Source organism: Stenotrophomonas sp. 05N423 (assembly GCF_056397145.1).
In genome coordinates, this window is sequence record NZ_JBFTMV010000004.1 from 152,127 (window position 1) to 176,830 (window position 24,704).

The following is a 24,704-nucleotide window of genomic DNA, read 5'->3' on the forward strand; positions in this document are numbered from 1 at the left end:
TGTGCGGAGGTGATGGCGCCTGGGCACGATGCGTGCCTGCCCTGCGGATGCCGCGCGAGCCGGGTTTCGCGCCGCGCCCATGCCGGGGCGAGGCAGGCCGGCGGGTCCGCCCGCTTCGCCGGCCGACCCGTGATGCACGCATCCAGCGCGCCGGATGTCGCTCGGGCGACGGGCGAATCGACTACAGGCCTGTGTCGGCCGACATGCGCTTCCACGGTCATGCACAGGCAAGGCACGCTGCGTGCGGCCGGCGCCCGCTAGCGTGCGAAGGATGGCAGCAGCGGATCGTCGATGACGGGCATCGCCGTGCTGGCCTGGCCGGCGACGGCCAGCGCCTGCTGGTAGGCCTTGAAGGTGGCGGTGTTGTAGGCCACCAGGACGATGCGCACCGGGCGCGCGTGGCTCTTCTGCCAGGTGACGGTCTCGGTGACGGCGATGGCGGCGGCCTGGTGCATCGGGTAGCCGTAGACGCCGCAGCTGATGGCCGGGAAGGCGATCGATTCCAGCCGCATCTGCTCGGCCAGCCGCAGCGACTGCCAGTAGCAGTTGGCCAGCAGTGCGGCCTCGTCGCGCTGGCCGCCATGCCAGACCGGGCCGACGGCGTGGAAGACATGGCGTGCCGGCAGCGCGTGGCCGGCGGTGGCGCGGACCTCGCCGGTGGGGCAGCGCACGCCCGGGCGCAGTTCCGGCAGGCGTTCGCATTCGGCCAGCAGGCCGGGGCCGGCCGCGCGGTGGATCGCCCCGTCCACGCCGCCGCCGCCGAGCAGGCTCTCGTTGGCCGCGTTGACGATGGCGTCCACGTCGAGGGTGGTGATGTCGCCCTGCCAGATGTCGATGTTCATGCCCGCGATCTTCCCTTCCCGTATATGAGCAAAACGTGACGGATGCACGGCTTGCGTCCGCTCGCGGCAAAGTCTGAGGAGGGGGCGTCTCGGCGGCTGCGACGGGGCGGCCGGACAGCACGAAGGCCGCGCGGGGCGGCCTTCGTGCCGGGGGAGGAGCAGGGGATGCAAGCAGAAGACGCGGGGATGGAGCGGTTGCGGACTGCGGGGACGACCGGGGCGTCCCCCGGTCGTGGTGCGGAACGTCCTGGGGCCCTGGCTTACGGCAGGCCGGCCAGCCAGTCGTCGTCGCTGCCTTCGTTGATGTCGGCGAACAGCGGGGTGGAGAAGTAGCGCTCGCCGGTATCCGGCAGCATCGCCAGGATCACCGAGCCGGCCGGAGCCTTGGTGGCCACGTCCAGCGCGGTGGCGGCGGTGGCGCCGGAGGAGATGCCGACGAAGATGCCTTCCTCGGCGGCCAGCCGGCGCGAGGTCTCGATCGCACGCTCGTCCTGTACCGAATACAGCTCGTCGTAGGCGTTGTGGTTGAGCACTTCCGGCACGAAATCCGGGGTCCAGCCCTGGATCTTGTGCGGCTTCCACTCGTCGCCCTTGAGCAGCGAGGCGCCGGCCGGTTCGGTGGCGATGATGCGGGTGTCGGGGCGCGCCAGCTTCAGCACTTCGCCGACGCCGGTCAGGGTGCCGCCGGTGCCCCAGCCGCTGACGAAATAGTCCAGGCGCCTGCCGGCGAAGTCGCGCAGGATCTCGGCGGCGGTGGTGTTGCGGTGGTAGGCCGGGTTGGCCGGGTTGGCGAACTGGCTGGCCAGGAACCAACCGTGCTTGGCGGCCAGTTCCTTCGCCTTCTCCACCATGCCGGTGCCGCGCGCGGCGGCCGGGGTCAGGATCACCTTGGCGCCATAGGCGCGCATGGCCTTGCGGCGTTCGACCGAGAAGGTCTCGGTCATCACCGCGACGAACTTGTAGCCGCGCGCGGCGGCGACCATGGCCAGGGCGACGCCGGTGTTGCCCGAGGTGGCCTCGACGATGGTGTCGCCGGGCTTGAGCACGCCGCGCTTCTCGGCGTCGAGCACGATCGCCAGTGCCAGGCGGTCCTTGACCGAGCCGCCGGGGTTGAAGGATTCGACCTTGACGTAGACGTCCACGCCGGCCGGTGCCAGGCGGTTGAGTTTCACCACCGGGGTGTTGCCGACGGTGTCGAGGATGTTGCTGTAGATGGCCATGGAGATCTCCTGGAAAGGAATCAGGCGGCGTCGGCCAGTGTCGGCGGCGGCGTCTTTGCGGAAGGTGAGGATGTGCGGGGGGAGGCTGGCAGCGGCGCGTCGCCGAACCAGTGCAGCTCGCCGGCCAGCGCGGCCACGTCGCCGAGGATCAGCAGCGCCGGAGACTGCACGGCGTGCCGGGTGGCGGCGTCGGCCAGCTGTCGCAGTTGGCCGCTGACCACGCGCTGGTCGGCACGCGAGCCGTTTTCCACCAGCGCGAACGGCGTGGCGGCGGGCAGGCCGGCATCGAGCAGGCGCGCCTGGATCTGTGCCAGTGCGGCCACGCCCATGTAGAACACCAGGGTCTGCCGCGGCGCGGCCAGCGCCGGCCAGTCCAGCGTGTCCAGCGAATCCTTGCAGTGGGCGGTGACCAGGCGCAGCTGCTGGGCATGGTCGCGATGGGTGAGCGGGATGCCGGTGTACGCGGCGCAGGCCAGCGCCGCGGTGATGCCGGGCACCACTTCATAGGGAACGCCATGCGCGCGCAGGAACTGCAGTTCCTCGCCGCCGCGGCCGAACACGAAGGCGTCGCCGCCCTTGAGCCGCACCACGCGGCGGCCGGCGCGGGCGTGTTCCAGCATCAGCGCGTGGATATGCTCCTGGCCAGTGCTGTGGCCGCGCGCGGACTTGCCGACCTCGATGCGCTCGGCGTCGCGGCGGGCCAGTTGCAGTACGTCGGCGCTGACCAGACGGTCATGGAGGATCACGTCGGCCTGGTTCAGTGCACGCAGTGCGGCCAGGGTGAGCAGGCCGGGATCGCCGGAACCGGCGCCGACCAGCACCACCGAACCAGCGGCGGCCGGCGGTTCATCGGCCATCGCCTGCTGCAGGGCGAGCTCGGCGTCGGCCTGGCGGTGGCGGCGCAGCAGGTCCAGTACCGGGCCGTCGAGCAGGCGGTCGAAGAAGCGGCGGCGCGCGCCGGTGTCGGGGAAGCGCGCGCGGATGGCCGGGCGATGGCGGCTGGCCAGTTCGGTCAACCGGCCCCAGGCGCCGTCGAACAGTTCTTCCAGGCGGCGGCGCACATGGCGCGCCACCATCGGTGCCGCACCGCCGCTGGAAACGGCGATCTGCAACGCGCCGCGTTCGACCACGGCCGGTACGTGGAAGCGCGACAGCTGCGCATCGTCGACCACGTTCACGAACAGCCGCTGTGCCTCGGCGGCGGTCGCCACCGCGCGGTTGACCACCGGCGCGTCGGTGGCGGCGATCACCAGCCACACGTCCTCGGCCAGCCAGCGCGTGTCGAACAGACCCGGCAGCCAGTCGATGCGGCCGGCTTCGGCCAGGTCCCGCAGCGCCGGTGACAACTGCGGTGCGCCGACCCGCGGGCGGGCGCCTGCATGCAGCAGCGCTTCGACCTTGCGCCCGGCCACCGCGCCACCGCCGACCACCAGCACGGCGCGGCCGTTCAGATCGGCGAACAGGGGGAACAGGGGGGCGTCCAAGGCGGGAAGGGAGGCGGTGACGGAAGGGATGCTGACCGTAGCCCTGGCCCCCCGGGCCCGGAAATGACTTGCGGCGCCTATTAAATTACTTTCGGTTATAAGTGGGCCGGGCAATCTGACCTACAGTCGTCCGTCCCTGCCGAACCGCCTTCCCGACCTCCAATGACCCTGACCCAACTGCGCTATCTGGTGGCCATTGCCGACGCCGAGCTCAACATCACGCTGGCGGCGACGCGTGTGCACGCCACCCAGCCGGGCCTGTCCAAGCAGCTCAAGCAGCTGGAGGACGAACTGGGTTTCCTGCTGTTCGTGCGCAAGGGACGCAGCCTGGAGTCGGTGACGCCGGCCGGCGGGGAAGTGATTTCGCGGGCGCGCCTGGTGCTGGCCGAGGCCAACAACATCCGCACCTACGCAGCCAACCAGCGCCGCGAGAGCCATGGCCAGCTGATCCTGACCACCACCCATACCCAGGCGCGCTTCGTGCTGCCGCCGGCGGTGGCGCGGATCAAGCTGGCCTATCCGCAGGTCAGCGTGCACCTGCAGCAGGCGGCCGAGAGCGACGCGCTGGACCTGCTCAGCCAGGGCGATGCCGACATCGCCATCGTCAGCACCGCCGGCGGCGAACCCAGCACCGGCATCGCCGTGCCGCTGTACCGCTGGCGGCGGCTGGTGCTGGTGCCCAAGGGCCACGCGCTGGACCGCGCCGGCAAGGTGCCGGACATGGCCGCGCTGGCCGCGCACCCGCTGATCAGCTACGAATCCTCGACCCGGCCCAGCTCCTCGCTGCGCCGCGCCTTCGCCACGCAGGGGCTGGAACCGGACCTGGCGCTGACCGCGCTCGACGCCGACCTGATCAAGACCTATGTGCGCACCGGCCTGGGCGCGGGCCTGCTGGCGGAAATGGCGGTCAGCGCCGGCGACAGCGACCTGCGCGCCTGGCCGGCGCCGGCATCGATCCCCGAGTGCACGGCCTGGGCGGTGCTGCCGCGCGACCGCGTGCTGCGCGATTACGCACTGGAGCTGGTGCACGTGCTGGCCCCGCAGATCGACAAGCGCGACCTGCGCCGCGTGCTCGACGGCAACCAGGACGCCGACTGGCCGGTGCCGCCGACCTGGGAAGAGCTGACCCAGACCATTACCAGCTGAGTCGCAGACGCGCACCGTAGGAGCGCACTTCAGTGCGCGAGGGGCTGTACCGGGAATGCTCCATCGCGCACTGAAGTGCGCTCCTGCAGTGCGCTCCTGTCGATTTCCCCTGCCTCCCCCTGCGGCACTCCGTCGCACGTAAAAGGCCGCGACGGCGCCTTAAAATCGGGGCGTGAACCGATCCCCGCTCCTGCATCGCTGGATGTTGCTGCTCGCACTGGCGGCCACGCTGCTGATGGCGCTGGCGCCGGTGGTCAGCCGCTGGATGCAGGCAGGGCAGGGCTCGCACGCGACGATGGCGCATGCGATGCCCGCCATGGTCATGCCGGGCGACATGCCGGCGGAACACCACGCGATGGACGCGCACGCCGGGCATAGGGCTGCCGAAAGCATGATCGGCAAGACGCCCCCGGCCGATCCGCATGCCGCCCATGGCGAGGCCTGCGACTACTGCACCATGGCGTCGCGGCTGCTGCCGTGGCTGGCGGTGCTGCTGGTGCTGGCGCCGCTGCTGTACCGGATCGTGCCGCAGTCGCCGCGGGCGACCGTCTTCACCGCTGGCCTGCGCTGGCCGGCGCACCTGGCGCGCGGGCCGCCGCTGTTCTCCTGACGACACTTCCCCTTCTTCCTGCCGCCCGCTGCCCATCGGCAGTACGCGGCATGTCGTACCGGAGAACCTCATGTATCCCGTTTCCCGTATGCCGGGTGTCCCGGCGTGCCTGGCCGCCTGTGTCTGCGTGGCGCTGTTTCCCCATCCCGCGCACGCCGACGAACCCGATTCGATCAAGACGCTGGACACGCTGGTCGTGACCAGTGCCGCACCGTCCTCGCCGCTGAACTGGGTCACCGATCCGCGCCTGCCGCGGCAGCCGGTGCCGGCCAGCGATGGCGCCGACTATCTCAAGACCGTCCCCGGCTTTTCCGCCATCCGCAACGGCGGTACCAATGGCGATCCGGTGCTGCGCGGCATGTCCGGTTCGCGCTTGAACATCCTCAGCAACGACGGCAGCCTGATCGGTGCCTGCCCGTCGCGCATGGACAACCCGCTGTCCTACATCGCACCGGAAACCTACGACCGGCTCACCGTCATCAAGGGCCCGCAGAGCGTGCGCTGGGGCGCTGGCGCCTCGGCCGGCACGGTGCGCTTCGAGCGCGACATGCCGCGCTTCGACGCGCCGGGCATGGAATTGCAGGCCAGCGCGCTGGGCGGCTCCAACAACCGCAACGACCAGATGCTCGACGCCAGCTTCGGCAGCAGGCCGGGCTATGTGCGGGTGAACGGCAACCGCTCCGAGTCCGGCGACTACCACGACGGCAACGGCGACGTGGTGCCCTCGCGCTGGCGCAAGTGGAACGCCGACGCCGCCATCGGCTGGACACCCGACGCCGATACCGTGCTCGAACTCAATGCCGGCACCGGCGACGCGCTGGCCCGTTATGCCGGCCGTGGTATGGACGGCGCGGCGTTCAGGCGCAGCAGCTATGGCCTGCGCCTGGAGCGCGGCAACCTGCCCGGCGCCTGGGACAAGCTGCAGGCCAACCTGTACTACAACGACGCCGACCACGTGATGGACAACTACACGCTGCGCACGCCCAACCCGCACGGCAGCATGCCGATGCCGATGGCGTCGAACGTGGAGCGGCGCACCAGCGGTGGCCGCATTGCTTCGGAATGGCGCTGGCAGGACGTGGCCATCGTCGCCGGCATCGATGCGCAGGACAGCCGTCACCGCAAGCGCAGCGGCATGCGCGGGATGTGGCAGCAGAAAGCGTGGACCCGCGACGCCGAACTGCGCAGCCAGGGCGTATTCGCCGAGCTGACCTTCGGCGAGGACACCCCGCGGCGCTGGGTGAGCGGCCTGCGCGTGGACAAGGCGCAGGCGAAGGACCTGCGCCAGACCGCCGGGATGATGGCCATGCCCAATCCCACCGCCGGCCAGACGCGCGAGGAAACGCTGGGCAGCGGCTTCCTGCGCTACGAGCGCGACCATGGCCAGGCCTGGACCTGGTATGCCGGGCTCGGCCACAGCGAGCGCATGCCCGACTACTGGGAGCTGTTCTCGGCCGACGCCGGCCCGGCCGGCAGCGCCAACGCCTTCGCCGGGGTGAAGCCGGAGAAGACCACCCAGCTCGACCTCGGCCTGCAGTTCCACGGGCGAGCGCTGGATGCCTGGGTATCGGCCTATGCCGGACGCCTGCAGGACTACATCCTGTTCGCCTACCGCAGCGGCGGCATGATGGGCAGCAGCACGCGCGCGGGCAATGTCGATGCGCGCATCGCCGGCGCCGAGGCCGGGCTGGAATGGCGCCCCGCGCACGGCTGGAAGCTGGGCAGCACGCTGGCCTATGCCTGGGGCGAAAACCGCGACGAGCAGCGTCCGCTGCCGCAGATCCCGCCGCTGGAAGGGCGTTTCACCGCGTCCTGGGAACATGCGCGCTGGTCCACCGGCGCGTTGCTGCGGGTGGCGGGCCGGCAGAACCGCGTCGCGCAGGATGAGGGCAACGTGGTGGCGCGCGATCTCGGCCCGAGCGCCGGCTTCGCCACACTCTCGCTCAATGCGGCCTATCGCATCAGCGACGGCCTGCGCGCCAGCGCCGGCGTGGACAACGTGTTCGACCGCGCCTATGCCGAGCATCTGAACCTGGCGGGCAGCGCCGATTTCGGCTTCCCCGCCGACCCGGTGCGGATCAACGAGCCGGGCCGCACGTTCTGGCTGAAGCTGGACTACCGCTACTGACGCGGATTCTCCCGCTGCCGGCCAGCCGGCAGCGGGACGCCTGTGGCATGCTCGCGCGATCGGGGAAGGACCAGGGAGGCGGCAGATGACGCATCAGGCAGTGGCCTACATCAGTACCGCCGTCGCCGGGCTGACGCCGGCCGACCTCGACCACCTGCTGGTGGATGCGCGTGCGCACAACCACATGGAGGGCGTCACCGGCGTCCTGCTCCACGACGGCCATCGCTTCTTCCAGTATTTCGAGGGGCCCAAGGACGGCGTGGCGCGCATCTACGCGCGCATCCGCGCCTCGCGCATGCATGTCGAACTGGAGGAACTGCAGAACGGCCCGGTGGAACAGTTGTATTTCACCCAGTGGCACATGGGCTGCAGCCATACCGAGGGCAGCGTGCTGCAGGCGTTGAGCAACCGCCAGTGGCGGCAGGAGGCGCGCTATCTGCACGAAGACGTGGCGCGCGCCGGCGATGCGCCGGGCCTGCGCGAACTGCTCGCGTTCTGGGAGCGCCAGCAGCAAGCCGCGGACTCCTGATCCTGCCACCCCGGCCGGAATTGCGCCGGCGGAATCATGGGGGAGAGCCGGTGCCGCCCATCGGCCGGCCGCTCCGTCAACATCGAACCCCGCGATATCCCGCATCCCTGCCCGGCCCGCGCCGGGCGCGGGTTACATCTCGTGCAGTCCGCACTCGCGCTTGAGGCCGAAGAAGCGGGTGTCTTCCTCGCGCATGCCCGGTTCCCAGCGGCGGGTGGTGTGGTAGTCGCCGATGGAGACATAGCCCTGTTCCCACAGCGGGTGGTAGGGCAGGTCGTGCTGCTTGAGGTATTGCCACACGTCGCGGTCGCTCCAGTCGGCGATCGGGTTGACCTTCCAGCGCGCATCGCGGCGCTGCAGGATCGGCGTGGCGGCGCGGCTGGCCGACTGGCTGCGGCGCAGGCCGGTGAACCAGGTGCCCGCCTGCAGTTCGTCCAGGGCGCGTTTCATCGGCTCGACCTTGCGCAGGTTGTTGTACTGCTCGATGCCGACCAGCCCCTGCTCCCATAGGCGGCCGTGGCGGGCTTCCATCCAGGCGCGGCTGACCAGCGGGCGGTACACCTTCAGGTTCAGGCCCAGGCGCCCGCTCAGTTCGTCGGCGAAGCGGTAGGTTTCCGGGAACAGGTAGCCGGTGTCGATCAGGATCACCGGAATGTCCGGTTGCTCGCGGCTGAGCAGATGCAGCGTCACCGCCGACTGCGCGCCGAAGCTGGAGGACAGCACATGCGTACCGGGCGTGTGCTGCAGCGCCCAGCGCACGCGCGCGGCCGCGTCCATCGCCTCGAGCCGCACGTCGAGCGTGGCGGTGTCCTCGTCGAGGGCGGCGATGGTTTCGTCGTTGAGGGGAGGCAGGGACAGGGCGTTCATGCGTGCAGTTCCACGGCAATCTGGCGGTGGGTCGGGTAGGGCGGCAGTTCGATCAGGCCGCTGCGGTGCAGGAAGTCGCCGAAGCGTTCGTCCGCGTCGCGCTCGACGGCGTAGCGGGCCAGCAGCGGTTCCAGCGCCTCGAGGATCTGCGCCTCGGTGATGTTGTCGCGGTACAGCGTGTTCAGGCGCTGGCCGCGGTGGTCGCCGCCGAGGAACAGGTTGTAGCGGCCCGGCGCCTTGCCGACCAGGGCGATCTCGGCCAGGTAGGGGCGCGAGCAGCCATTCGGGCAGCCGGACACGCGCAGCAGGATCGGCGCCTCGCGCAGGCCGTGCCGGGCGAGCAGCGGCTCCAGCGCGGCGAGAAAGCCGGGCAGGTAGCGCTCGGCCTCGGCCATCGCCAGCGCGCAGGTGGGCAGCGCCACGCAGGCCACCGCGCTGCGCGCGATGGCGGTGGGCGCCTTGTTCTCCAGGTCCAGCGCGTGCTGCGCGACCAGCGCGTCGATGCGCGCGCGCTGCGCCGCCGGCACGCCGGCGATGATGACGTTCTGGTTGGCCGTCATGCGGAACTCGCCCTGGTGCACCCTGGCGATCTCGCGCATGCCGGTCAGCAGCGGGCGCCCGGGCGTGTCGGCGATGCGGCCGCACGGCAGGGACAGGGTGAGGTGCCACAGGCCGTCCTCGCCCTCGACCCAGCCGAAGCGGTCGCCGTTGTGTTCGAACAGGAACGGCCGCGCCGCCTGCAGCCTGAAGCCGGCGCGCTCCTCCATCATCGCCACGATCCTGTCCGAACCGTGGTCGTCGATGGTGTACTTGAAACGCGCGTGCTTGCGTTCCTCGCGGTCGCCCAGATCGCGCTGCACGGTGATGGCGGCTTCGGCGATGGCGAACACCTGCTCCGGCGCGACGAAGCCGATCACATTGCCCACGCGCGGGTAGTGCGCGGCGATGCCGTGGCTGGCGCCCATGCCGCCGCCGATGGTCACGTTGAAACCGTCCAGGTTGCCGGTGTCGTCGACGATGGCGATCAGGCCCAGGTCGTTGGCGAACACGTCCACGTCGTTGTACGGCGGCACGGCCACGGCGATCTTGAACTTGCGCGGCAGGTAGGCGTCGCCATAGACCGGCTCGTGCTCGACGCCGCTCTCGGCGACCTTCTCCTCGTCCAGCCAGATTTCGTAGTAGGCGCGGGTGGCCGGCTTGAAGCGCAGCGACAGCCGCTGCGCCCAGTCGTTCACCTGCGCATGCAGGGCCGACTGCTGCGGGTTGCTGGCGCCGAGCACGTTGCGGTTGACGTCGCCGCAGGCCGAGACGGTGTCCATCGCCGCGGAATTTATCGCCTGCATCGTCGCCTTCAGTTCGCGCTTGATCACGCCGTGGAACTGGAAGGTCTGGCGCGTGGTCACGCGCAGCGAGTGGTTGGCGTAAGTGGTGGCGATCCCGTCGAGCTTGAGCCACTGCTGGGGGGTGAACACGCCGCCCGGCGCGCGGATGCGGATCATGAACTGGTGCGCGGGTTCCAGCTTCTGCCGGCGGCGCTCGTCGCGCAGGTCGCGGTCGTCCTGCTGGTAGCTGCCATGGAACTTGATGGTGCGCTGGTCCTCGAAGTTCAGCGAGCCGGTGGTGGCGTCGCGCAGGCCCTCGTCGATGGTGCCGCGCAGGCGCCGGCTTTCGAGTTTGATCTTTTCTACGGAAGGGTGGGACATGGTCGTGGGATATCTGCGCTTGTTGTAGGAGCGCACCTTGGTGCGCGATGAAGCTTTCCCGGTGAAGCCCCWCGCGCACCAAGGTGCGCTCCTGCGGGGAGTCCGGAGGTCAGTAAACGTCGCGGGCGTAGCGGCCTTCGCGCTGCAGCGTGGACAGGTAGTCGGCTGCGGCCTCGGCATCGCCGCCGTTGTGCGCGGCGACAACGTCCAGCAGCGCGGCGTGCACGTCCTTGCCCATGCCGATGGCGCCGCATACGTACAGGTGCGCGCCGCCCTGCAGCCAGTCGTACAGGTCGCGGCCGCGCTCGCGCAGGCGGTCCTGCACGTAGATTTTTTCGGCCTGGTCGCGGGAGAAGGCCAGGTCGAGGCGGTGCAGTTCCTTGCGCTGCAGGGCGTCCTGCCACTCGACCTGGTAAAGGAAATCGCTGTTGAAGTGGCGGGCGCCGAAGAACAGCCAGTTGCGGCCGGCGGCACCGGTCTCGGCGCGCTCCTGCACAAAACCGCGGAACGGCGCCACGCCGGTGCCCGGGCCGATCATGACGATGTCGCGGCTGGCATCGGCGGGAACGCGGAAGCGTTCGTTCGGCTCGATGAACACCGGCACCTGGGCGCCTTCCTCCAGTGCGGCGAGGAAGGCGCTGGCGGCGCCGGCATGGCCGCGGCCGTGCGCGTCGTAGACCAGTTCGTCCACGGTCAGGTGGGCTTCCTCGCCCACCCGCTTGCGGCTGGATGCGATCGAATACAGGCGGTGCGCGGCCGGGCGCAGCGCGGCGACCAGCGCGGTGGCGTTCCACTCTGCCGGCCAGCGATGCAGCACGTCGACCAGTTGATGATCGGCGAATACGGCGGCCAGCTCGCCGCCGCGCGCCGGTTCCAGCAGGGTGGCCAGGTCGGCGTTGCCACTCCGTTCGGCCACGGTCGCCAGCAGCGGGCGCGAGATGCGGGTCAATTCGCGGTGCTCGCCCAGCCACTGCGCCAGCGGGCGGGTGTGGCCGTCATGGCTGACGCCGGCATCGCCATCCAGGCCGGTGGCGGAGAGGATGGCATCGACCAGGCGCGGCGGGTTGCGATGGACGATACCCAGCGCATCGCCGGGCTCGTAGTGCAGGCCGCTGCCTTCCAGCGAAAGCTCCAGGTGATGCACGTGCTTGTCGATGCGCCCATGGTGGCCGTAGGCCGGGCCCTTGAAATCGCGGCCGCTGACCCGCTGCCGGGCCAGCAGTTCGGCATGGAAAGGATGCTGTGCGCTGTGCGCAGCGCTCTGGCCATGGCGCAGCGGGGTGACGTTGCTGGCGGTGGGCGTGGCAGCGTTGCCCAGGGTTTCGCGCGCATCGGCCAGCGCCTTGGCGCGCCACGGCGCGGCCACGGTGTCGATGTCGAGGTCGGCCTCGCCCAGCGGCTGCAGGCGCTGCGCGCCCAGTTCGGCCAGGCGCGCGTCCAGCCTGCGGCCGATGCCGCAGAAATCGGCGTAGCTGGAATCGCCAAGGCCGAGCACGGCGTACTTTAGCTCCGGCAGTCTGGGCGCGCGCTTGCCGGCGATGAACTCGACCAGTCCGATGGCGTCGTCCGGCGGATCGCCTTCGCCCTGGGTGCTGATGACGATGTAGAGCAGGCGCTCGCCGGCCAGTTCGCGGGTGGGGTAGGCGTCGGCGCGGACCAGGCGCACCGCCAGCCCGCCGGCTTCGGCGTCGCCGGCCAGCTGCTCGGCGGCACGGCGCGCATTGCCGGTCTGGCTGCCATAGACGATGGTCAGCCGGCCGGCGGCCTGTGCGGCAGGCTGGCCGCCGGCGATCACCGCCAGCGACGGTGGCGGATGGCCCTGGGCCAGGCCGGCGGCGAAGCCGGACAGCCACCACAGGCTGTTGCCGTCCAGGCCGTCCACCAGGCGCGTCAGCAGGACCCTGCGGTCATCGGGCAGGGGGCTGGGGGGCACGGTGGCAGCGGCGGCGGTCATGTCCTGTCCGGTCTGGGATTGGAGGGCCGATGCTAGGGAGGCGTGCGATGAGGGGGAAAGGATGTGCGGTTATCGGTTCATGCCCTGCGTTTATTTCTGCGCGGGGCGGACGGGCCGCACACTCGCTGCTCTGCCGGATTCCCCGCCGGCCTGCATTGCTACCCTTCCGTTTCCAGAGCGTTCCCAGAACCTGCCGCAATGACCGCTACTGTTCCCTTGTCGCACCTCGACCGGCTGGAAGCCGAGAGCATCCACATCCTGCGCGAGGTCGCGGCGGGCTTTTCCAACCCGGTGCTGCTGTACTCGGTCGGCAAGGACAGTTCGGTGCTGTTGCACCTGCTGCTCAAAGCGTTCGCGCCGGGGGTGCCGCCGATCCCGCTGCTGCACGTGGACACGCGCTGGAAGTTCCGCGAGATGATCGCCTTCCGCGACCGCCGCGTCGCCGAGACCGGCGTGGACCTGCGCGTGCACATCAACCCCGACGGCATCGCCCGCGACATCGGCCCGGTGAGCCACGGCGCATCCGTGCACACCGACGTGATGAAGACCCAGGGACTGAAGCAGGCGCTGGACAAGTGGAAGTTCGATGCCGCCATCGGCGGCGCGCGCCGCGACGAGGAGAAGTCGCGGGCCAAGGAGCGTGTGTTCTCGTTCCGCAACGACCGTCACCGCTGGGACCCCAAGAACCAGCGCCCAGAGCTGTGGAACCTGTACAACGCCCGCATCCACCAGGGCGAGAGCGTGCGCGTGTTCCCGCTGTCCAACTGGACCGAGCTGGACATCTGGCTCTATATCTACCGCGAGAAGATCCCGGTGGTGCCGCTGTACCTTGCTTCTGAAAGGCCCGTCGTGGAGCGCGACGGCAGCCTGATCATGGTCGACGACGAGCGCCTGCCGCTGCATCCGGGCGAGGTGCCGCAGCTGCGCAGGGTGCGCTTCCGCACGCTGGGCTGCTACCCGCTGACCGGCGCCATCGAATCGCAAGCCGACACGCTGGAGAAGATCATCGCCGAGATGCTGGTCTCCACCAGTTCCGAGCGGCAGGGCCGGCTGATCGACCACGACCAGTCCGCCTCCATGGAGAAGAAGAAGCTGGAGGGCTATTTCTGATGAACGCGGTCGCCACTTCTTCCGATATCTCGACCTACCTGCAGCAGCACGAATCCAAGCCGCTGCTGCGCTTCATCACCTGCGGCAGCGTCGACGACGGCAAGAGCACCCTGATCGGGCGCCTGCTGTACGAGAGCAAGCGCCTGTTCGACGACCAGCTGGCCGCGCTGGAGGCCGACAGCCGCCGCCACGGCACCCAGGGCGAGCGCATCGACTACGCGCTGCTGCTGGACGGCCTGGCCGCCGAGCGCGAGCAGGGCATCACCATCGACGTGGCGTACCGCTACTTCGATACGGACCGCCGCAAGTACATCGTCGCCGACTGCCCGGGCCACGAGCAGTACACCCGCAACATGGCCACCGGTGCCTCCACCGCCGACCTGGCGGTGGTGCTGGTGGACGCGCGCAAGGGCCTGCTGCAGCAGACCCGCCGCCACAGCTACATCATCTCGCTGCTCGGCATCGGCCAGGTGGTGCTGGCGGTCAACAAGATGGACCTGGTCGACTACGACCAGGGCGTGTTCGAGCGCATCGCCGGCGAGTACTGCGCGCTGGCCGCGCAGTTGGGTATCGCCAACGTGCAGGCCATCCCGCTGTCGGCGCTGGAAGGGCAGAACCTGTCCGTGCGCTCGGCGCTGATGCCGTGGTACGCCGGTCCCAGCCTGCTCGAGCACCTGGACACGGTGGCGATCACCGGACACGACGCCGACAGCGGCCTGCGCCTGCCGGTGCAGTGGGTCAACCGGCCCAACCAGGATTTCCGCGGCTTCGCCGGCACCGTCGCCGCCGGCCGCGTGTCCGCCGGCGACGCGGTGGTGGTGCTGCCCTCCGCGCGCCGCTCCACCGTGCGCGAGGTGCTGGGGCCGGACGGTCCGCTGGATGCCGCCACGGCCGGGCAGGCGGTGACCCTGACCCTGGCCGACGAGATCGACGTCAGCCGCGGCGACGTCATCGCCGCCGCCGGCGACCCGCCCGAGGTGGCCGACCAGTTCGCCGCGCACGTGCTGTGGATGGACGATGCCGCGCTGCTGCCCGGCCGCCCGTACTGGCTGCAGATCGGCAGCCGCACCGTGGCCGCCAGCGTCAGCGAGATCAAGCACCGCATCGACGTGAACACGCAGGACAAACTGGCGGCCAAGCGCCTGGAGTTGAACGAGGTCGGCTACTGCAACCTGTCGCTGGACGAGCCCATCGCCTTCGAGCCCTACGTGCGCAACCGCGCGCTGGGCGGTTTCATCCTGATCGACCGGCAGAGCAACGCCACCGTCGCCGCCGGTACCCTGGACTTTGCCCTGCGCCGCGCCGGCAATGTGCACTGGCAGCACCTGGACGTGGACAAGGCCGCGCGTGCGCGCATCAAGGGGCAGACGCCGAAGGTGCTGTGGTTCACCGGCCTGTCCGGCGCCGGCAAGTCCACGATTGCCAACCAGGTGGAAAAGCGCCTGCATGCGCGCGGCTGCCACACCTTCCTGCTCGACGGCGACAATGTCCGCCACGGCCTGAACCGCGACCTGGGCTTCACCGACGAGGACCGGGTGGAGAACATCCGCCGCGTGGCCGAGGTGGCGAAGCTGATGGCCGATGCCGGCCTGATCGTGCTGGTCAGCTTCATCTCGCCGTTCCGCGCCGAGCGGCAGATGGCGCGCGAGCGCTTCGCCGAGGGCGAGTTCGTCGAGATCTTCGTCGACGTGCCGCTGGAGGTCGCCGAGTCGCGCGACGTAAAGGGCCTGTACCGCAAGGCGCGGGCCGGGCAGATCCCCAACTTCACCGGCATCGACTCGCCTTACGAGCCGCCGGAGGCGCCCGAGCTGCACCTGTACGCCGACGGCGAGGCGCTCGACGCGATGGCCGACCAGGTGGTGCGGCTGGCGCTGCGCTGAAAGCTGTAGGAGCGCACTTCAGTGTGCGATGGGGCTCTACCGGTGAAGCCCATTCGCGCACTGAAGTGCGCTCCTACAAGTGCGCTCCTGCCGGGATTTTCGGCCCCGCCCCACCCAATGGCACATCCGGACTGTCATCCACGCCGGCTAGACTGCCTGATCGTGTATTTGACGGGATTGCGTATGTCGGGGCGTTTTTCCGCCACCTTCGCCGGTGGTGCTGTCTTGATGCTGGCCCTGGCCGCCTGCGGGCGTGGGGCGGGCGAGGCGCCGCGCCCGCAGGGCGGGGCCGTGCCGGTCACCACCCAGGTGGTGGCGCACTCGGCCTGGAACGACACCCTGCAGGCGATCGGCACCGCCAAGGCGCGTGAGTCGGTGACCGTCACCGCCAAGGTCAGCGAGATCATCGACGCCGTGCATTTCCGCAGCGGTCAGGAAGTGGCCGCCGGCGCGCCGCTGGTGACCCTGCGCATCGACGCGCAGCAGGCCGCACTGGCGCAGGCCCAGGCCACCTTCGACGAGGCCGACCGGCTGTACCGGCGCCAGAGCGAGCTGGCCACCCAGCAGCTGGTCGCCAGTTCCACCCTCGATACGCAGAAGTCGATCCGCGACGCCGCGGAGGCGCGGGTGCGGCAGATGCGCGCGGACGTGTCCGACCGCCAGGTGCGGGCGCCGTTCGCCGGCGTGCTCGGCATCCGTCAGGTCAGTCCGGGCTCGCTGGTCACGCCGACCACGGTCATCGCCACCCTGGACGACATCTCGCGCATGCATGTCGATTTCCAGGTGCCGGAGGCCGAGCTGGCCTCGCTCAAGCCCGGCGACAAGGTCAGCGGCAGCAGCGTCGCCTACCCGGGGCGCAGCTTCGACGGCGAGGTCAGCACGGTCGATGCGCGCGTGGATCCGGGCAGCCGCGCGGTCACCGTACGCGCCGATTTCCCCAATCCCGACCACGCCCTGCGCCCGGGCATGCTGCTGGACGTGCGCCTGTTCCGCCCCGAGCGGCAGGCGCTGGTGATCCCGGAGATCGCGGTGGTGCAGGTCGGCCGTGATTCCTATGTGTTCCGGGTCAAGGACGACGCTACGGTCGAGCGCGTCGACGTGAAGACCGGCACCCGCCGCTCCGGCGTGGTCGAGATCGTGCAGGGGCTGGAGGCCGGGCAGCGCATCGTCGTCGACGGTACCGGCAAGCTGCGCCCGGGCCTGCGCATCGCCGACGCCAAGGCCGCGCCGGCCGCCGCCGAGGCCGCGGCCGAATGAAGCTGTCGGACCTCTCGATCAAGCGGCCGGTACTGGCCGTGGTGATGAGCCTGCTGCTGGTGGTGCTGGGCCTGATGTCCTTCAACCGCCTGACCCTGCGCGAACTGCCGGCCATCGACCCGCCCGTCGTCTCGGTCTCGGTCGATTACACCGGCGCCTCGGCGGCGGTGATCGAGAGCCGCATCACCCAGGTGCTGGAAGACGCGCTGGCCGGCATCGAGGGCATCGACACCATCAATGCGCGCAGCACCAACGGCCGCGCCTCGGTCAGTATCGAGTTCACCGCCAACCGCGACATCGAAGCCGCCGCCAACGACGTGCGCGACGCGGTCAGCCGCGTCGCCGACCGCATGCCGCTGGAAGCGCGCCCGCCGGAGGTGGCCAAGGTCGAGAGCGACGCCGACCCGATCATCTGGTTCAACATGAGCTCCTCGGCGATGGACACGCTGGAGCTCAGCGACTACGCCGAACGCTACGTGGTCGACCGCTTCTCCAGCATCGATGGCGTGGCGCGGGTGATGATCGGTGGCCGCCAGCGCTATGCCATGCGCATCTGGCTGGACCGCGACCAGCTGGCCGCGCGCGGCCTGACCGTGGGCGAGGTGGAGACCGCGCTGCGCAACGAGAACGTGGAGCTGCCGGCCGGGCGCATCGAATCGGCCGACCGCGACTTCACCCTGCGCGTGGAGCGCAGCTACGTGGCGCCGGCCGATTTCGCCAGCATCCCGCTGGGCAAGGGCAACGACGGCTACGTGGTGCGGCTGGGCGATGTGGCCAAGGTGGAACTGGCCTCGGCCGAGCGCCGCGCCTATTACCGCAGCAACGGCGAACCCGGCATTGGCATGGGCATCGTCAAGACCTCCACCGCCAACGCACTGGACGTGGCCCGCGCCACCCGCGCCGAGGCCGAGCGCATCGCCAAGACATTGCCGGCCGGCACCCACATCTTCGTCGCCTTCGACAACACCACCTTCATCGAGGCGGCGGTGGAACGTGTCTATGCCACGCTGGTGGAGGCGATGCTGCTGGTGCTGGTGGTGATCTGGCTGTTCCTCGGCAGCCTGCGCGCGGCGCTGATCCCGGCGGTGACGGTGCCGGTGTGCCTGGTGGCGGCGTTCATCGCGCTGTTCGCCTTCGGCTTCTCGATCAACCTGTTCACCCTGCTGGCGCTGGTGTTGTGCATCGGCCTGGTGGTGGACGACGCCATCGTGGTGGTGGAGAACGTGCAGCGCCGCATCGACCTGGGCGAACCGCCGCTGGTCGCCGCGCGGCGCGGCACCGCACAGGTGGCGTTCGCGGTGATCGCCACCACCGCGGTGCTGGTGGCGGTGTTCCTGCCGGTCGGTTTCCTCGAGGGCAATACCGGCCGCCTGTTCCGCGAACTGGCGGTGGCGCTGGCCGCGGCGGTGGCGCTGTCGGCCTTCGTCGCGCTGACCCTGACACCGATGATGGCCTCCAAGCTGCTCAAGCCGCACAGCGAGCAGAAGACCAACCGTATCAACGGCTTCATCGACCGCCAGCTGGCGCGCGTGGCGGCGGCCTATGGCCGCGTGCTGGACCGCCACGTGCAGCGCAGCTGGGTGTTCGGCCTGGTGATGCTGGCCGCGCTGGGCGCCAGCTGGGGCCTGTTCCGGCTGCTGCCTTCGGAGCTGGCGCCGGCCGAGGACCGCGGTTCGTTCCAGATCATGATCGACGGCCCGGAAGGCGCCGGCTTCGACTACACCGTCGGCCAGGTGCAGCAGGTCGAGCGCATCGTCGGCCGCTTCGTCGGCCCGGACGAACCGATCGTGCGCGCCAATCCGCGCGTGCCCGGTGGCTGGGGCAACAACGAGGAAATGCACACCGGCCGCATCAGCGTGTTCCTGCAGCCGTGGCGGCAGCGCCACGAGGCCACCACCGATGTCGCCAACAAACTGCAGAAGGAGCTCGACGGCCTGAGCGGCGTGCGCGTGCGCACCCAGGTCGGTGGCGGCCTGGTGCGCAGCTTCGGCCAGCCGTTCCAGGTGGTGCTGGGCGGACCGGAATACGCCGAGATCGCGCAGTGGCGCGATCGCCTGCTGGCGCGCATGGCCGACTATCCAGGCCTGGCCGGCGCCGATTCGGACTACAAGGAAACCCGGCCGCAGATGCGGGTGAATATCGACCGCCAGCGCGCCGCCGACCTGGGCGTGAGCGTGACCGACATCGGCCGCGCGCTGGAAACGATGATGGGCTCGCGCCGCGTCACCACCTTCGTCGACAACGGCGAGGAGTACGACGTGCTGGTGCAGGCCGGCCGCGAGGGCCGCACGTCGCCGGCCGACCTGGCGGCGATCCAGGTGCGCGCGCGCTCGGGCGAACTGGTGCCGCTGTCCAACCTGGTCAGCCTCAGCGAAGTGGCCGAGGCCGGCACCCTGAACCGCTTCAACCGGCTGCGCTCGATCACCATCAGCGCCAACGTCGCCCCCGGCCACACGCTGGGCGAGACCATCGCGTGGGTGCAGCGGGTGGCGCGCGAAGAGCTGCCCGAATACGCGCAGATCGACTGGAAGGGCGAGTCGCGGGAATACCAGAGCGCCGGCAGCGCGGTGCTGCTGACCTTCGCCATGGCCCTGCTGGTGGTCTACCTGGTGCTGGCCGCGCAGTTCGAGAGTTTCATCCACCCGCTGGTGATCATGCTCACCGTGCCGCTGGGCGTGCTCGGCGCCTTCGTCGGCCTGTACATCAGCGGCGGCACGCTCAACCTGTTCAGCCAGATCGGCATCGTCATGCTGGTCGGCCTGGCGGCCAAGAACGGCATCCTGATCGTGGAGTTCGCCAACCAGCTGCGCGACGAGGGCCGCAATGTGCACCAGGCCATCGTCGAGGCCTCGACGGTGCGCCTTCGCCCGATCCTGATGACGTCCATCGCCACCGTGGTCGGCGCGGTACCGCTGGTGCTGGCCGGCGGTCCGGGTTCGGCCAGCCGCGGCACCATCGGCATCGTGGTGATCTTCGGTGTCGCCGTGTCCACCTTCCTGTCGCTGTTCGTGGTGCCGGCGTTCTATGCGCTGCTGGCGCCGTATACGCAGTCGCCGGAAACGGTGGCCAACGAACTGGCGAAGCAGGAGAGCGAGACGCCGTCGGTGGGCGGGCATGCGTGAGCCGCCCTGCGCCGGCGCGGTGCGGTTGCGGCGCTGGCGGCCGGACGACCTGGAGTCGCTGCTGCGGCACGCCGACGACGCGGACGTCTCGCGCGGGCTGAGCACGCGCTTCCCGCATCCCTACACCCGCGCCGATGGCGAGGCGTTCCTGTCCGGGCAGGTCGTGGACCTGTCCGGGGCGGTGTTCGCGCTGGAGATCGACGGTGAGGCCTGCGGCGGCATCGGCGTGCAGCAGGGCAGTGGCGAGCGCCGCCACGGTGCGATGCTGGGCTACTGGCTGGGGCGGCGCCACTGGGGGCAGGGCATCATGACCGCGGTCGTGACCGCCTTCGCGCCCTGGGTGATGGACGAACTGGGCCTGTACCGGCTGGCAGCGCAGGTCATGACCAGCAACCCGGCTTCGGCGCGGGTGCTGCTCAACACGGGTTTCACCGAGGAAGGCCTGGAGCGCCAGGCCGTGTTCAAGGACGGCATGCTGCACGACCTGCGCTGCTTCGCCCGCCTGCGGGCGTTGCCGGCGCATGGATGAGGGGCCTGCGCAGGCGCCGCCCGCTCGCCATCGACTCCACGGGTCGGGTTGCACCCCCGCCGCCTCCGGTTCGTCGGATGGGGAACGCCGCCCCGGTCCACAACCGGCGGCTATACCCTCTGACGTCCTCGTTATCCCCGGCCTGGAAGGCAGGGGATGCGACATCTGCCTATCGCTGCGGAATCATGGAAGAATCGGCAGCTTGCCTGCTTTCCCTTCAGCTACCCGGGAGTCCGCGTGGAATCCATCGTCGAATTCGTAAATGGCATCATCTGGAGCAATGCGCTGATCTTCATGTGCCTGGGCGCGGGCCTGTGGTTCACCCTGCGCACCCGCTTCATGCAGATCCGCGGTTTCGCGGAGATGTGCCGGCTCACCGTGCGCGGGCAGAAGTCCGATGCGGGTGTCTCCTCGTTCCAGGCGCTGGCCATGTCGATGGCCGGGCGCATGGGCATCGGCAACATCGCCGGCGTGGCCACCGCCATCGCCTACGGCGGCCCGGGTGCGATCTTCTGGATGTGGGTGATGGGTTTCCTCGGTGCCTCCACCTCCTATGTCGAATCGACGCTGGCGCAGATCTACAAGACCAAGGACGCCGAAGGCCGCTACCGCGGCGGCCCGGCCTACTACATCGAGAAGGCGATGGGCCTGAAGTGGTACGCGGCGACCTTCGCCGTGGCCACGGTCATCGCCGCCGGCTTCCTGCTGCCCGGCGTGCAGGCCAACGCCATCGCCGACAGCGCGGTCAACGTACTGTGCACCGGCGCCGACGCCTGCGCCTCGATGGGCGGTATCGGCAGCCTGAAGCTGTGGATCGGCATCGCGGTCGCAGTGCTGCTGGGCGTGATCATCTTCGGCGGCGTCAAGCGCATCGCCAGCTTCGCCGAAGTGATCGTGCCGTTCATGGCGCTGGGCTTCATCCTGATGGCCATCGTGGTGATGATGCTCAACGCCAGCAAGGTGCCGACGATGTTCGCCGACATCTTCTCCAGCGCCTTCGGCGCGCATGCGGCGTTCGGCGGCATCATCGGCCAGGCCGTCGCCTGGGGCGTGAAGCGCGGCATCTACGCCAACGAGGCCGGCCAGGGCACCGGCCCGCACGCCGCCGCCGCGGCCGAGGTCTCGCATCCGGCCAAGCAGGGCTACGTGCAGGCTTTCGCCATCTACTTCGACACCATGCTGGTGTGCACCTCGACCGCATTCCTGGTGCTGTCCACCGGCATGTACAACGTGTTCCGCGAAGTGACCGAAGGGGGCGTGACCAAGCTGGAGGCCATCATTACCGGCGTGCCCGGCGTGCAGCCCTCGGAGGGCGCGCTGTTCACCCAGGCCGCGGTGGAATCGGTGCTGCCGGGCTGGGGCGCGGGCTTCGTGGCGCTGGCGCTGTTCTTCTTCGCCTTCACCACGATCATGGCCTACTACTACATGGCCGAAACCAACCTGACCTACCTGGCAGGCAGCAACCGCACGCATCCGGCGGCGACGCTGCTGCTGCGCCTGGGCATCATGGGCATGGTGGTGTTCGGCGCCTTCCACAACGCCAAGATGGCGTGGGCGCTGGGCGACATCGGCGTCGGCCTGATGGCCTGGCTCAACGTCGTGGCGATCCTGATCCTGCAGAAGCCGGCGATGCTGGCGCTGACCGACTACGAGCGGCAGAAGAAGCAGGGCCTGGACCCGGTCTTCAACCCCGATGCACTGGGCATCAAGAACGCCGATTTCTGGCGCGGCAACAAGTAAGCGAGCGCGACCGCAGTGAACAGCCCCTGGAACAACCGCCGTCCTTCCGCACGCCCGCCGCGTGCCACGCCGCTGGCGCCCGCCGGCGGGCGTGGCGAGGGTGCCGGCCCCATCCGCGGCAATGACGAACTGCGCCTGTACGGCGTCAACGCGGTGCTGGCGATGCACGCGCGACGCCCGCAGGCGCTGCGCAAGCTGTACCTGGCCGAGGCGCTGATCCCGCGGTTGCAGCCGCTGCTGAAATGGTGCGTGGCCAACCGCGTTGGCTACCGGGTGGTAGGCGAGGGCGACCTCAACAAACTCGCCGCCACTACCCACCACGAAGGCGTGGTGGCCGACGTGCTGCGCGACGAACCGCAGCCGCTGGCCGCCTGGCTGGCGGCGCTCGGGGACGGGCCGGCGCTGGCACTGTGGCTGGACGGTGTGGGCAACCCGCACAACTTCGGCGCGATCCTGCGCTCGGCCGCGCACTTCGGCGCGGCAGGCATCCTGCTGCCGGCCGAATCGCCGCTGAGCCTGTCCGGCGCCGCCGCGCGCGTGGCCGAGGGCGGCGCCGAAGCGGTGCCGCTGGTGCGGCTGCCGGCGCTGCCGCAGGCGCTGTCGCAACTGCGCGACGCCGGCTTCGCGCTGGCCGCGACGCTGGTGGACGGCGGCCAGGACCTGTTCGCCACGCCGCTGCCGTCGCGCATGGTCTACGTCATGGGCGCCGAGGGCGAGGGCATGGACCGCGGCTTCGCGCAGAACTGTGACCTGCGCCTGTCGATCCCCGGCACCGGCGCGGTGGAGAGCCTGAACGTGGCCGCCGCCACCGCAGTGTTCCTGTCGGGCTGGCGCGCAAAGAGGTAATGCCGGCCGTCGACCGGCAGCTTCGCATCCATCCGCACCCGCGCCGTTACCGGCCAGTGGCCGGCACAGCCGGAATGACCGGGGTGCGGCTCTTTCAGTCGCGATAACCGTTGCTGATGGGGTAGCGCCGCTCGCGGCCGAACGCGCGGCGCGAGACCTTCGGCCCCGGTGCGGCCTGGTGCCGCTTCCATTCGCTGATGCGCACCAGCCGCAGCACCCGTTCCACCACCTCCGGCGCGTAGCCGGCGGCAACAATGTCCTCGCGCGACTGTTCCTGGTCGATGTAGCGGTAAAGGATGCCGTCGAGCACGTCGTAGGCCGGCAGCGAGTCCTGGTCGGTCTGGTTCTCGCGCAGTTCGGCCGAGGGCGCGCGCGCGATCACCGCCGGCGGGATCACCGGCGCGCCGCCGACGGTGTTGCGCCACTTGGCCAGGCCGTAGACCTCGGTCTTGTACAGGTCCTTCAGCGGCGCATAGCCGCCGCACATGTCGCCATAGATGGTGGCGTAGCCGACCGCGTACTCGCTCTTGTTGCCGGTGGTCAGCAGCAGTCCGCCGAACTTGTTGGACAGCGCCATCATGATCACGCCGCGGCTGCGCGACTGCAGGTTCTCCTCGGTCACGTCGGCGGCCTGGCCCTCGAACATCGCTGACAGCGACTGCATCAGGCCCTGGAAGGCCGGCTCGATCGGCACCGTTTCCAGCTTCACGCCGAGGGCGCGGCACTGCTCGGCGGCGAGGTCGTTGGAGAGATCGGCGGTGTAACGCGAGGGCAGCGCCACCGCGGTGACGTTGTCCGCGCCCAGCGCATCCACCGCCAGCGCCAGCACCAGCGCCGAGTCGATGCCGCCGGACAGGCCCAGCCATACCTTGCCGAAGCCGTTCTTGCGGCAGTAGTCCTGGATGCCGCGGGTGACCGCGCGCCAGGCCAGCGCGTCCATGCTCTCGTCGCCGTCGTCGATCCAGCGCAGTGGCGTGAACGCGCGTGCGTCGGCGTCGTATTCGACCACCAGCATCTCCTCGGCGAAGGCCAGCGCCGCCGGATGTACGGTGCCGTCGCCGTCGGCCACGACCGATGCGCCATCGAACACCAGCGCGTCCTGCCCGCCGACGAGGTTGACGTAGGCGATGGCGGCGCCGCTGTCGCGGCTGCGCTCGGCCATCAGCGCATCGCGCTGGGCGTGCTTGCCGCGCTCGTAGGGCGAGGCGTTGGGCACCAGCACCAACTCGGCGCCTTCGGCCACGGTCGCGGCCAGCGGTTCGGCGAACCACAGGTCCTCGCAGACCAGCACGCCGAGCTTCACGCCACCGACCTCGAACACGCAGTTGCCGCCGTCCGGATCAAGGTCGAAATAGCGGCGTTCGTCGAACACCGCGTAGTTGGGCAGTTCGCGCTTGCGGTAGGTGGAGGCGACGGCGCCGTCGCGCAGCACGCTGGCGGCGTTGTACACGACCGCGCCGGCGCTCTGCGGCCAGCCGACCACGGCGACGATGCCCTGCACCTGCGCGGCGATGTGAGCGACCGCCTGCTCGCATTCGTGCAGGAAGGCCGGGCGCAGCAGCAGGTCTTCCGGCGGGTAGCCGCTGACCGCCAGTTCGGGGAACAGCACCACGTCGGCGCCGTATTCGTCGCGCGCGATCTGGGTCAGTTCGATGATGCGCGCGCTGTTGCCGGCCACGTCGCCGACCGGGAAGTCGTACTGCGCCAGGGCGATGCGGAGGGATCGGGACATGATGT

17 protein-coding genes and 1 pseudogene are annotated in these 24,704 nt (G+C 70.0%); 11 read left to right on the plus strand and 7 right to left on the minus strand.

Translation table 11 applies throughout. The features are described 5' to 3' along the window. Nucleotides 1-257: 257 nt before the first annotated feature. The 3 genes from AC1DGW_RS08975 to cysG all read right to left on the minus strand — a co-directional run bounded on the left by AC1DGW_RS08975 (nt 258) and on the right by cysG (nt 3,546). Entirely contained in the window at nt 258-842 is a 585-nt protein-coding gene (locus AC1DGW_RS08975; protein ID WP_478021838.1) for an O-acetyl-ADP-ribose deacetylase, read from the minus strand. A 260-nt stretch (nt 843-1,102) separates the two neighbouring features. Further along, the gene (gene cysK / locus AC1DGW_RS08980; RefSeq protein ID WP_478021840.1) at nt 1,103-2,062 is read right to left on the minus strand and encodes a cysteine synthase A; all 960 of its coding nucleotides are present in this window, start codon (nt 2,060-2,062) and stop codon (nt 1,103-1,105) included. 20 nt (nt 2,063-2,082) lie between these two features. Continuing rightward, nucleotides 2,083-3,546 (minus strand): siroheme synthase CysG, encoded by a 1,464-nt coding sequence (cysG, locus tag AC1DGW_RS08985; protein ID WP_478021842.1) that lies wholly within the window; start codon nt 3,544-3,546, stop codon nt 2,083-2,085. Nucleotides 3,547-3,708: 162 nt separating this feature from the next. Between cysG and AC1DGW_RS08990 the strand changes: the two genes are divergently transcribed. The 4 genes from AC1DGW_RS08990 (at nt 3,709) to AC1DGW_RS09005 (ending at nt 7,959) form a co-directional block, all read left to right on the plus strand. Further along, nucleotides 3,709-4,692 carry a LysR family transcriptional regulator gene (locus AC1DGW_RS08990; RefSeq protein WP_478021846.1) on the plus strand — a complete coding sequence of 328 codons (984 nt, stop codon included), beginning with the start codon at nt 3,709-3,711 and terminating at the stop codon, nt 4,690-4,692. Nucleotides 4,693-4,894: 202 nt separating this feature from the next. Continuing rightward, nucleotides 4,895-5,302: a DUF2946 family protein gene (locus AC1DGW_RS08995; RefSeq protein WP_478021850.1), complete on the plus strand. Its 408-nt coding sequence runs from the start codon at nt 4,895-4,897 to the stop codon at nt 5,300-5,302. Nucleotides 5,303-5,372: 70 nt separating this feature from the next. Beyond that, nucleotides 5,373-7,430, plus strand: coding sequence for a TonB-dependent copper receptor (locus tag AC1DGW_RS09000; protein ID WP_478021855.1), 2,058 nt, complete (start codon nt 5,373-5,375; stop codon nt 7,428-7,430). A gap of 85 nt (nt 7,431-7,515) precedes the next feature. Then, nucleotides 7,516-7,959 (plus strand): BLUF domain-containing protein, encoded by a 444-nt coding sequence (locus AC1DGW_RS09005; RefSeq protein WP_478021859.1) that lies wholly within the window; start codon nt 7,516-7,518, stop codon nt 7,957-7,959. A gap of 132 nt (nt 7,960-8,091) precedes the next feature. On the opposite strand, the gene AC1DGW_RS09010 is transcribed toward AC1DGW_RS09005, so the two are convergent. The 3 genes from AC1DGW_RS09010 to AC1DGW_RS09020 form a co-directional block, all read right to left on the minus strand. Then, the gene (locus tag AC1DGW_RS09010) at nt 8,092-8,826 is read right to left on the minus strand and encodes a phosphoadenylyl-sulfate reductase (RefSeq protein WP_478021863.1); all 735 of its coding nucleotides are present in this window, start codon (nt 8,824-8,826) and stop codon (nt 8,092-8,094) included. Then, complete coding sequence (gene cysI, locus AC1DGW_RS09015) at nt 8,823-10,529, minus strand: assimilatory sulfite reductase (NADPH) hemoprotein subunit (RefSeq protein ID WP_478021867.1); 1,707 nt, start codon at nt 10,527-10,529, stop codon at nt 8,823-8,825. Before cysI ends, AC1DGW_RS09010 begins: the two co-directional genes overlap by 4 nt. Before the next feature lie 109 nt (nt 10,530-10,638). Beyond that, on the minus strand, nt 10,639-12,483 hold the full coding sequence (locus tag AC1DGW_RS09020; protein WP_478021869.1) for an assimilatory sulfite reductase (NADPH) flavoprotein subunit: 1,845 nt from the start codon (nt 12,481-12,483) through the stop codon (nt 10,639-10,641). Between the two features lie 198 nt (nt 12,484-12,681). On the opposite strand from AC1DGW_RS09020, the gene cysD reads away from it, so the two are divergent. From cysD to AC1DGW_RS09055, 7 genes and pseudogenes are all read left to right on the plus strand, one after another. Beyond that, nucleotides 12,682-13,593, plus strand: coding sequence for a sulfate adenylyltransferase subunit CysD (gene cysD, locus AC1DGW_RS09025; protein WP_478021873.1), 912 nt, complete (start codon nt 12,682-12,684; stop codon nt 13,591-13,593). A 26-nt stretch (nt 13,594-13,619) separates the two neighbouring features. After that, nucleotides 13,620-15,473, plus strand: a pseudogene (gene cysN / locus AC1DGW_RS09030) (sulfate adenylyltransferase subunit CysN); the annotation flags it as partial. A gap of 183 nt (nt 15,474-15,656) precedes the next feature. After that, nucleotides 15,657-16,730, plus strand: a complete 1,074-nt coding sequence (locus tag AC1DGW_RS09035; RefSeq protein ID WP_478021877.1) for an efflux RND transporter periplasmic adaptor subunit — start codon at nt 15,657-15,659, stop codon at nt 16,728-16,730. Beyond that, nucleotides 16,727-19,852 (plus strand): efflux RND transporter permease subunit, encoded by a 3,126-nt coding sequence (locus AC1DGW_RS09040; RefSeq protein WP_478021881.1) that lies wholly within the window; start codon nt 16,727-16,729, stop codon nt 19,850-19,852. Before AC1DGW_RS09035 ends, AC1DGW_RS09040 begins: the two co-directional genes overlap by 4 nt. Further along, nucleotides 19,845-20,381, plus strand: coding sequence for a GNAT family N-acetyltransferase (locus tag AC1DGW_RS09045; RefSeq protein ID WP_478021885.1), 537 nt, complete (start codon nt 19,845-19,847; stop codon nt 20,379-20,381). Before AC1DGW_RS09040 ends, AC1DGW_RS09045 begins: the two co-directional genes overlap by 8 nt. A gap of 237 nt (nt 20,382-20,618) precedes the next feature. Beyond that, nucleotides 20,619-22,121: an alanine/glycine:cation symporter family protein gene (locus AC1DGW_RS09050; protein WP_478021889.1), complete on the plus strand. Its 1,503-nt coding sequence runs from the start codon at nt 20,619-20,621 to the stop codon at nt 22,119-22,121. A 15-nt stretch (nt 22,122-22,136) separates the two neighbouring features. Continuing rightward, complete coding sequence (locus tag AC1DGW_RS09055; RefSeq protein WP_478021894.1) at nt 22,137-22,967, plus strand: TrmH family RNA methyltransferase; 831 nt, start codon at nt 22,137-22,139, stop codon at nt 22,965-22,967. A gap of 94 nt (nt 22,968-23,061) precedes the next feature. Here the strand turns inward: AC1DGW_RS09055 and AC1DGW_RS09060 are convergent, their stop codons facing one another. Further along, nucleotides 23,062-24,699 (minus strand): NAD+ synthase, encoded by a 1,638-nt coding sequence (locus AC1DGW_RS09060; RefSeq protein WP_478021897.1) that lies wholly within the window; start codon nt 24,697-24,699, stop codon nt 23,062-23,064. Nucleotides 24,700-24,704: the final 5 nt, after the last annotated feature.

What these genes read in the sequence shown, in the direction of transcription:
- AC1DGW_RS09000 (WP_478021855.1), top strand. Translation starts at nt 5,373, where the DNA reads ATGTATCCCGTTTCCCGTATGCCGGGTGTCCCGGCGTGCCTGGCCGCC.
- AC1DGW_RS09005 (WP_478021859.1), top strand. Translation starts at nt 7,516, where the DNA reads ATGACGCATCAGGCAGTGGCCTACATCAGTACCGCCGTCGCCGGGCTG.
- cysK (WP_478021840.1), bottom strand. Translation starts at nt 2,062, where the DNA reads ATGGCCATCTACAGCAACATCCTCGACACCGTCGGCAACACCCCGGTG.
- AC1DGW_RS09035 (WP_478021877.1), top strand. Translation starts at nt 15,657, where the DNA reads ATGTCGGGGCGTTTTTCCGCCACCTTCGCCGGTGGTGCTGTCTTGATG.
- AC1DGW_RS08995 (WP_478021850.1), top strand. Translation starts at nt 4,895, where the DNA reads ATGTTGCTGCTCGCACTGGCGGCCACGCTGCTGATGGCGCTGGCGCCG.
- AC1DGW_RS09010 (WP_478021863.1), bottom strand. Translation starts at nt 8,826, where the DNA reads ATGAACGCCCTGTCCCTGCCTCCCCTCAACGACGAAACCATCGCCGCC.
- AC1DGW_RS09060 (WP_478021897.1), bottom strand. Translation starts at nt 24,699, where the DNA reads ATGTCCCGATCCCTCCGCATCGCCCTGGCGCAGTACGACTTCCCGGTC.
- cysD (WP_478021873.1), top strand. Translation starts at nt 12,682, where the DNA reads ATGACCGCTACTGTTCCCTTGTCGCACCTCGACCGGCTGGAAGCCGAG.
- cysI (WP_478021867.1), bottom strand. Translation starts at nt 10,529, where the DNA reads ATGTCCCACCCTTCCGTAGAAAAGATCAAACTCGAAAGCCGGCGCCTG.
- AC1DGW_RS08990 (WP_478021846.1), top strand. Translation starts at nt 3,709, where the DNA reads ATGACCCTGACCCAACTGCGCTATCTGGTGGCCATTGCCGACGCCGAG.
- AC1DGW_RS09040 (WP_478021881.1), top strand. Translation starts at nt 16,727, where the DNA reads ATGAAGCTGTCGGACCTCTCGATCAAGCGGCCGGTACTGGCCGTGGTG.
- AC1DGW_RS09020 (WP_478021869.1), bottom strand. Translation starts at nt 12,483, where the DNA reads ATGACCGCCGCCGCTGCCACCGTGCCCCCCAGCCCCCTGCCCGATGAC.
- AC1DGW_RS09045 (WP_478021885.1), top strand. Translation starts at nt 19,845, where the DNA reads ATGCGTGAGCCGCCCTGCGCCGGCGCGGTGCGGTTGCGGCGCTGGCGG.
- AC1DGW_RS08975 (WP_478021838.1), bottom strand. Translation starts at nt 842, where the DNA reads ATGAACATCGACATCTGGCAGGGCGACATCACCACCCTCGACGTGGAC.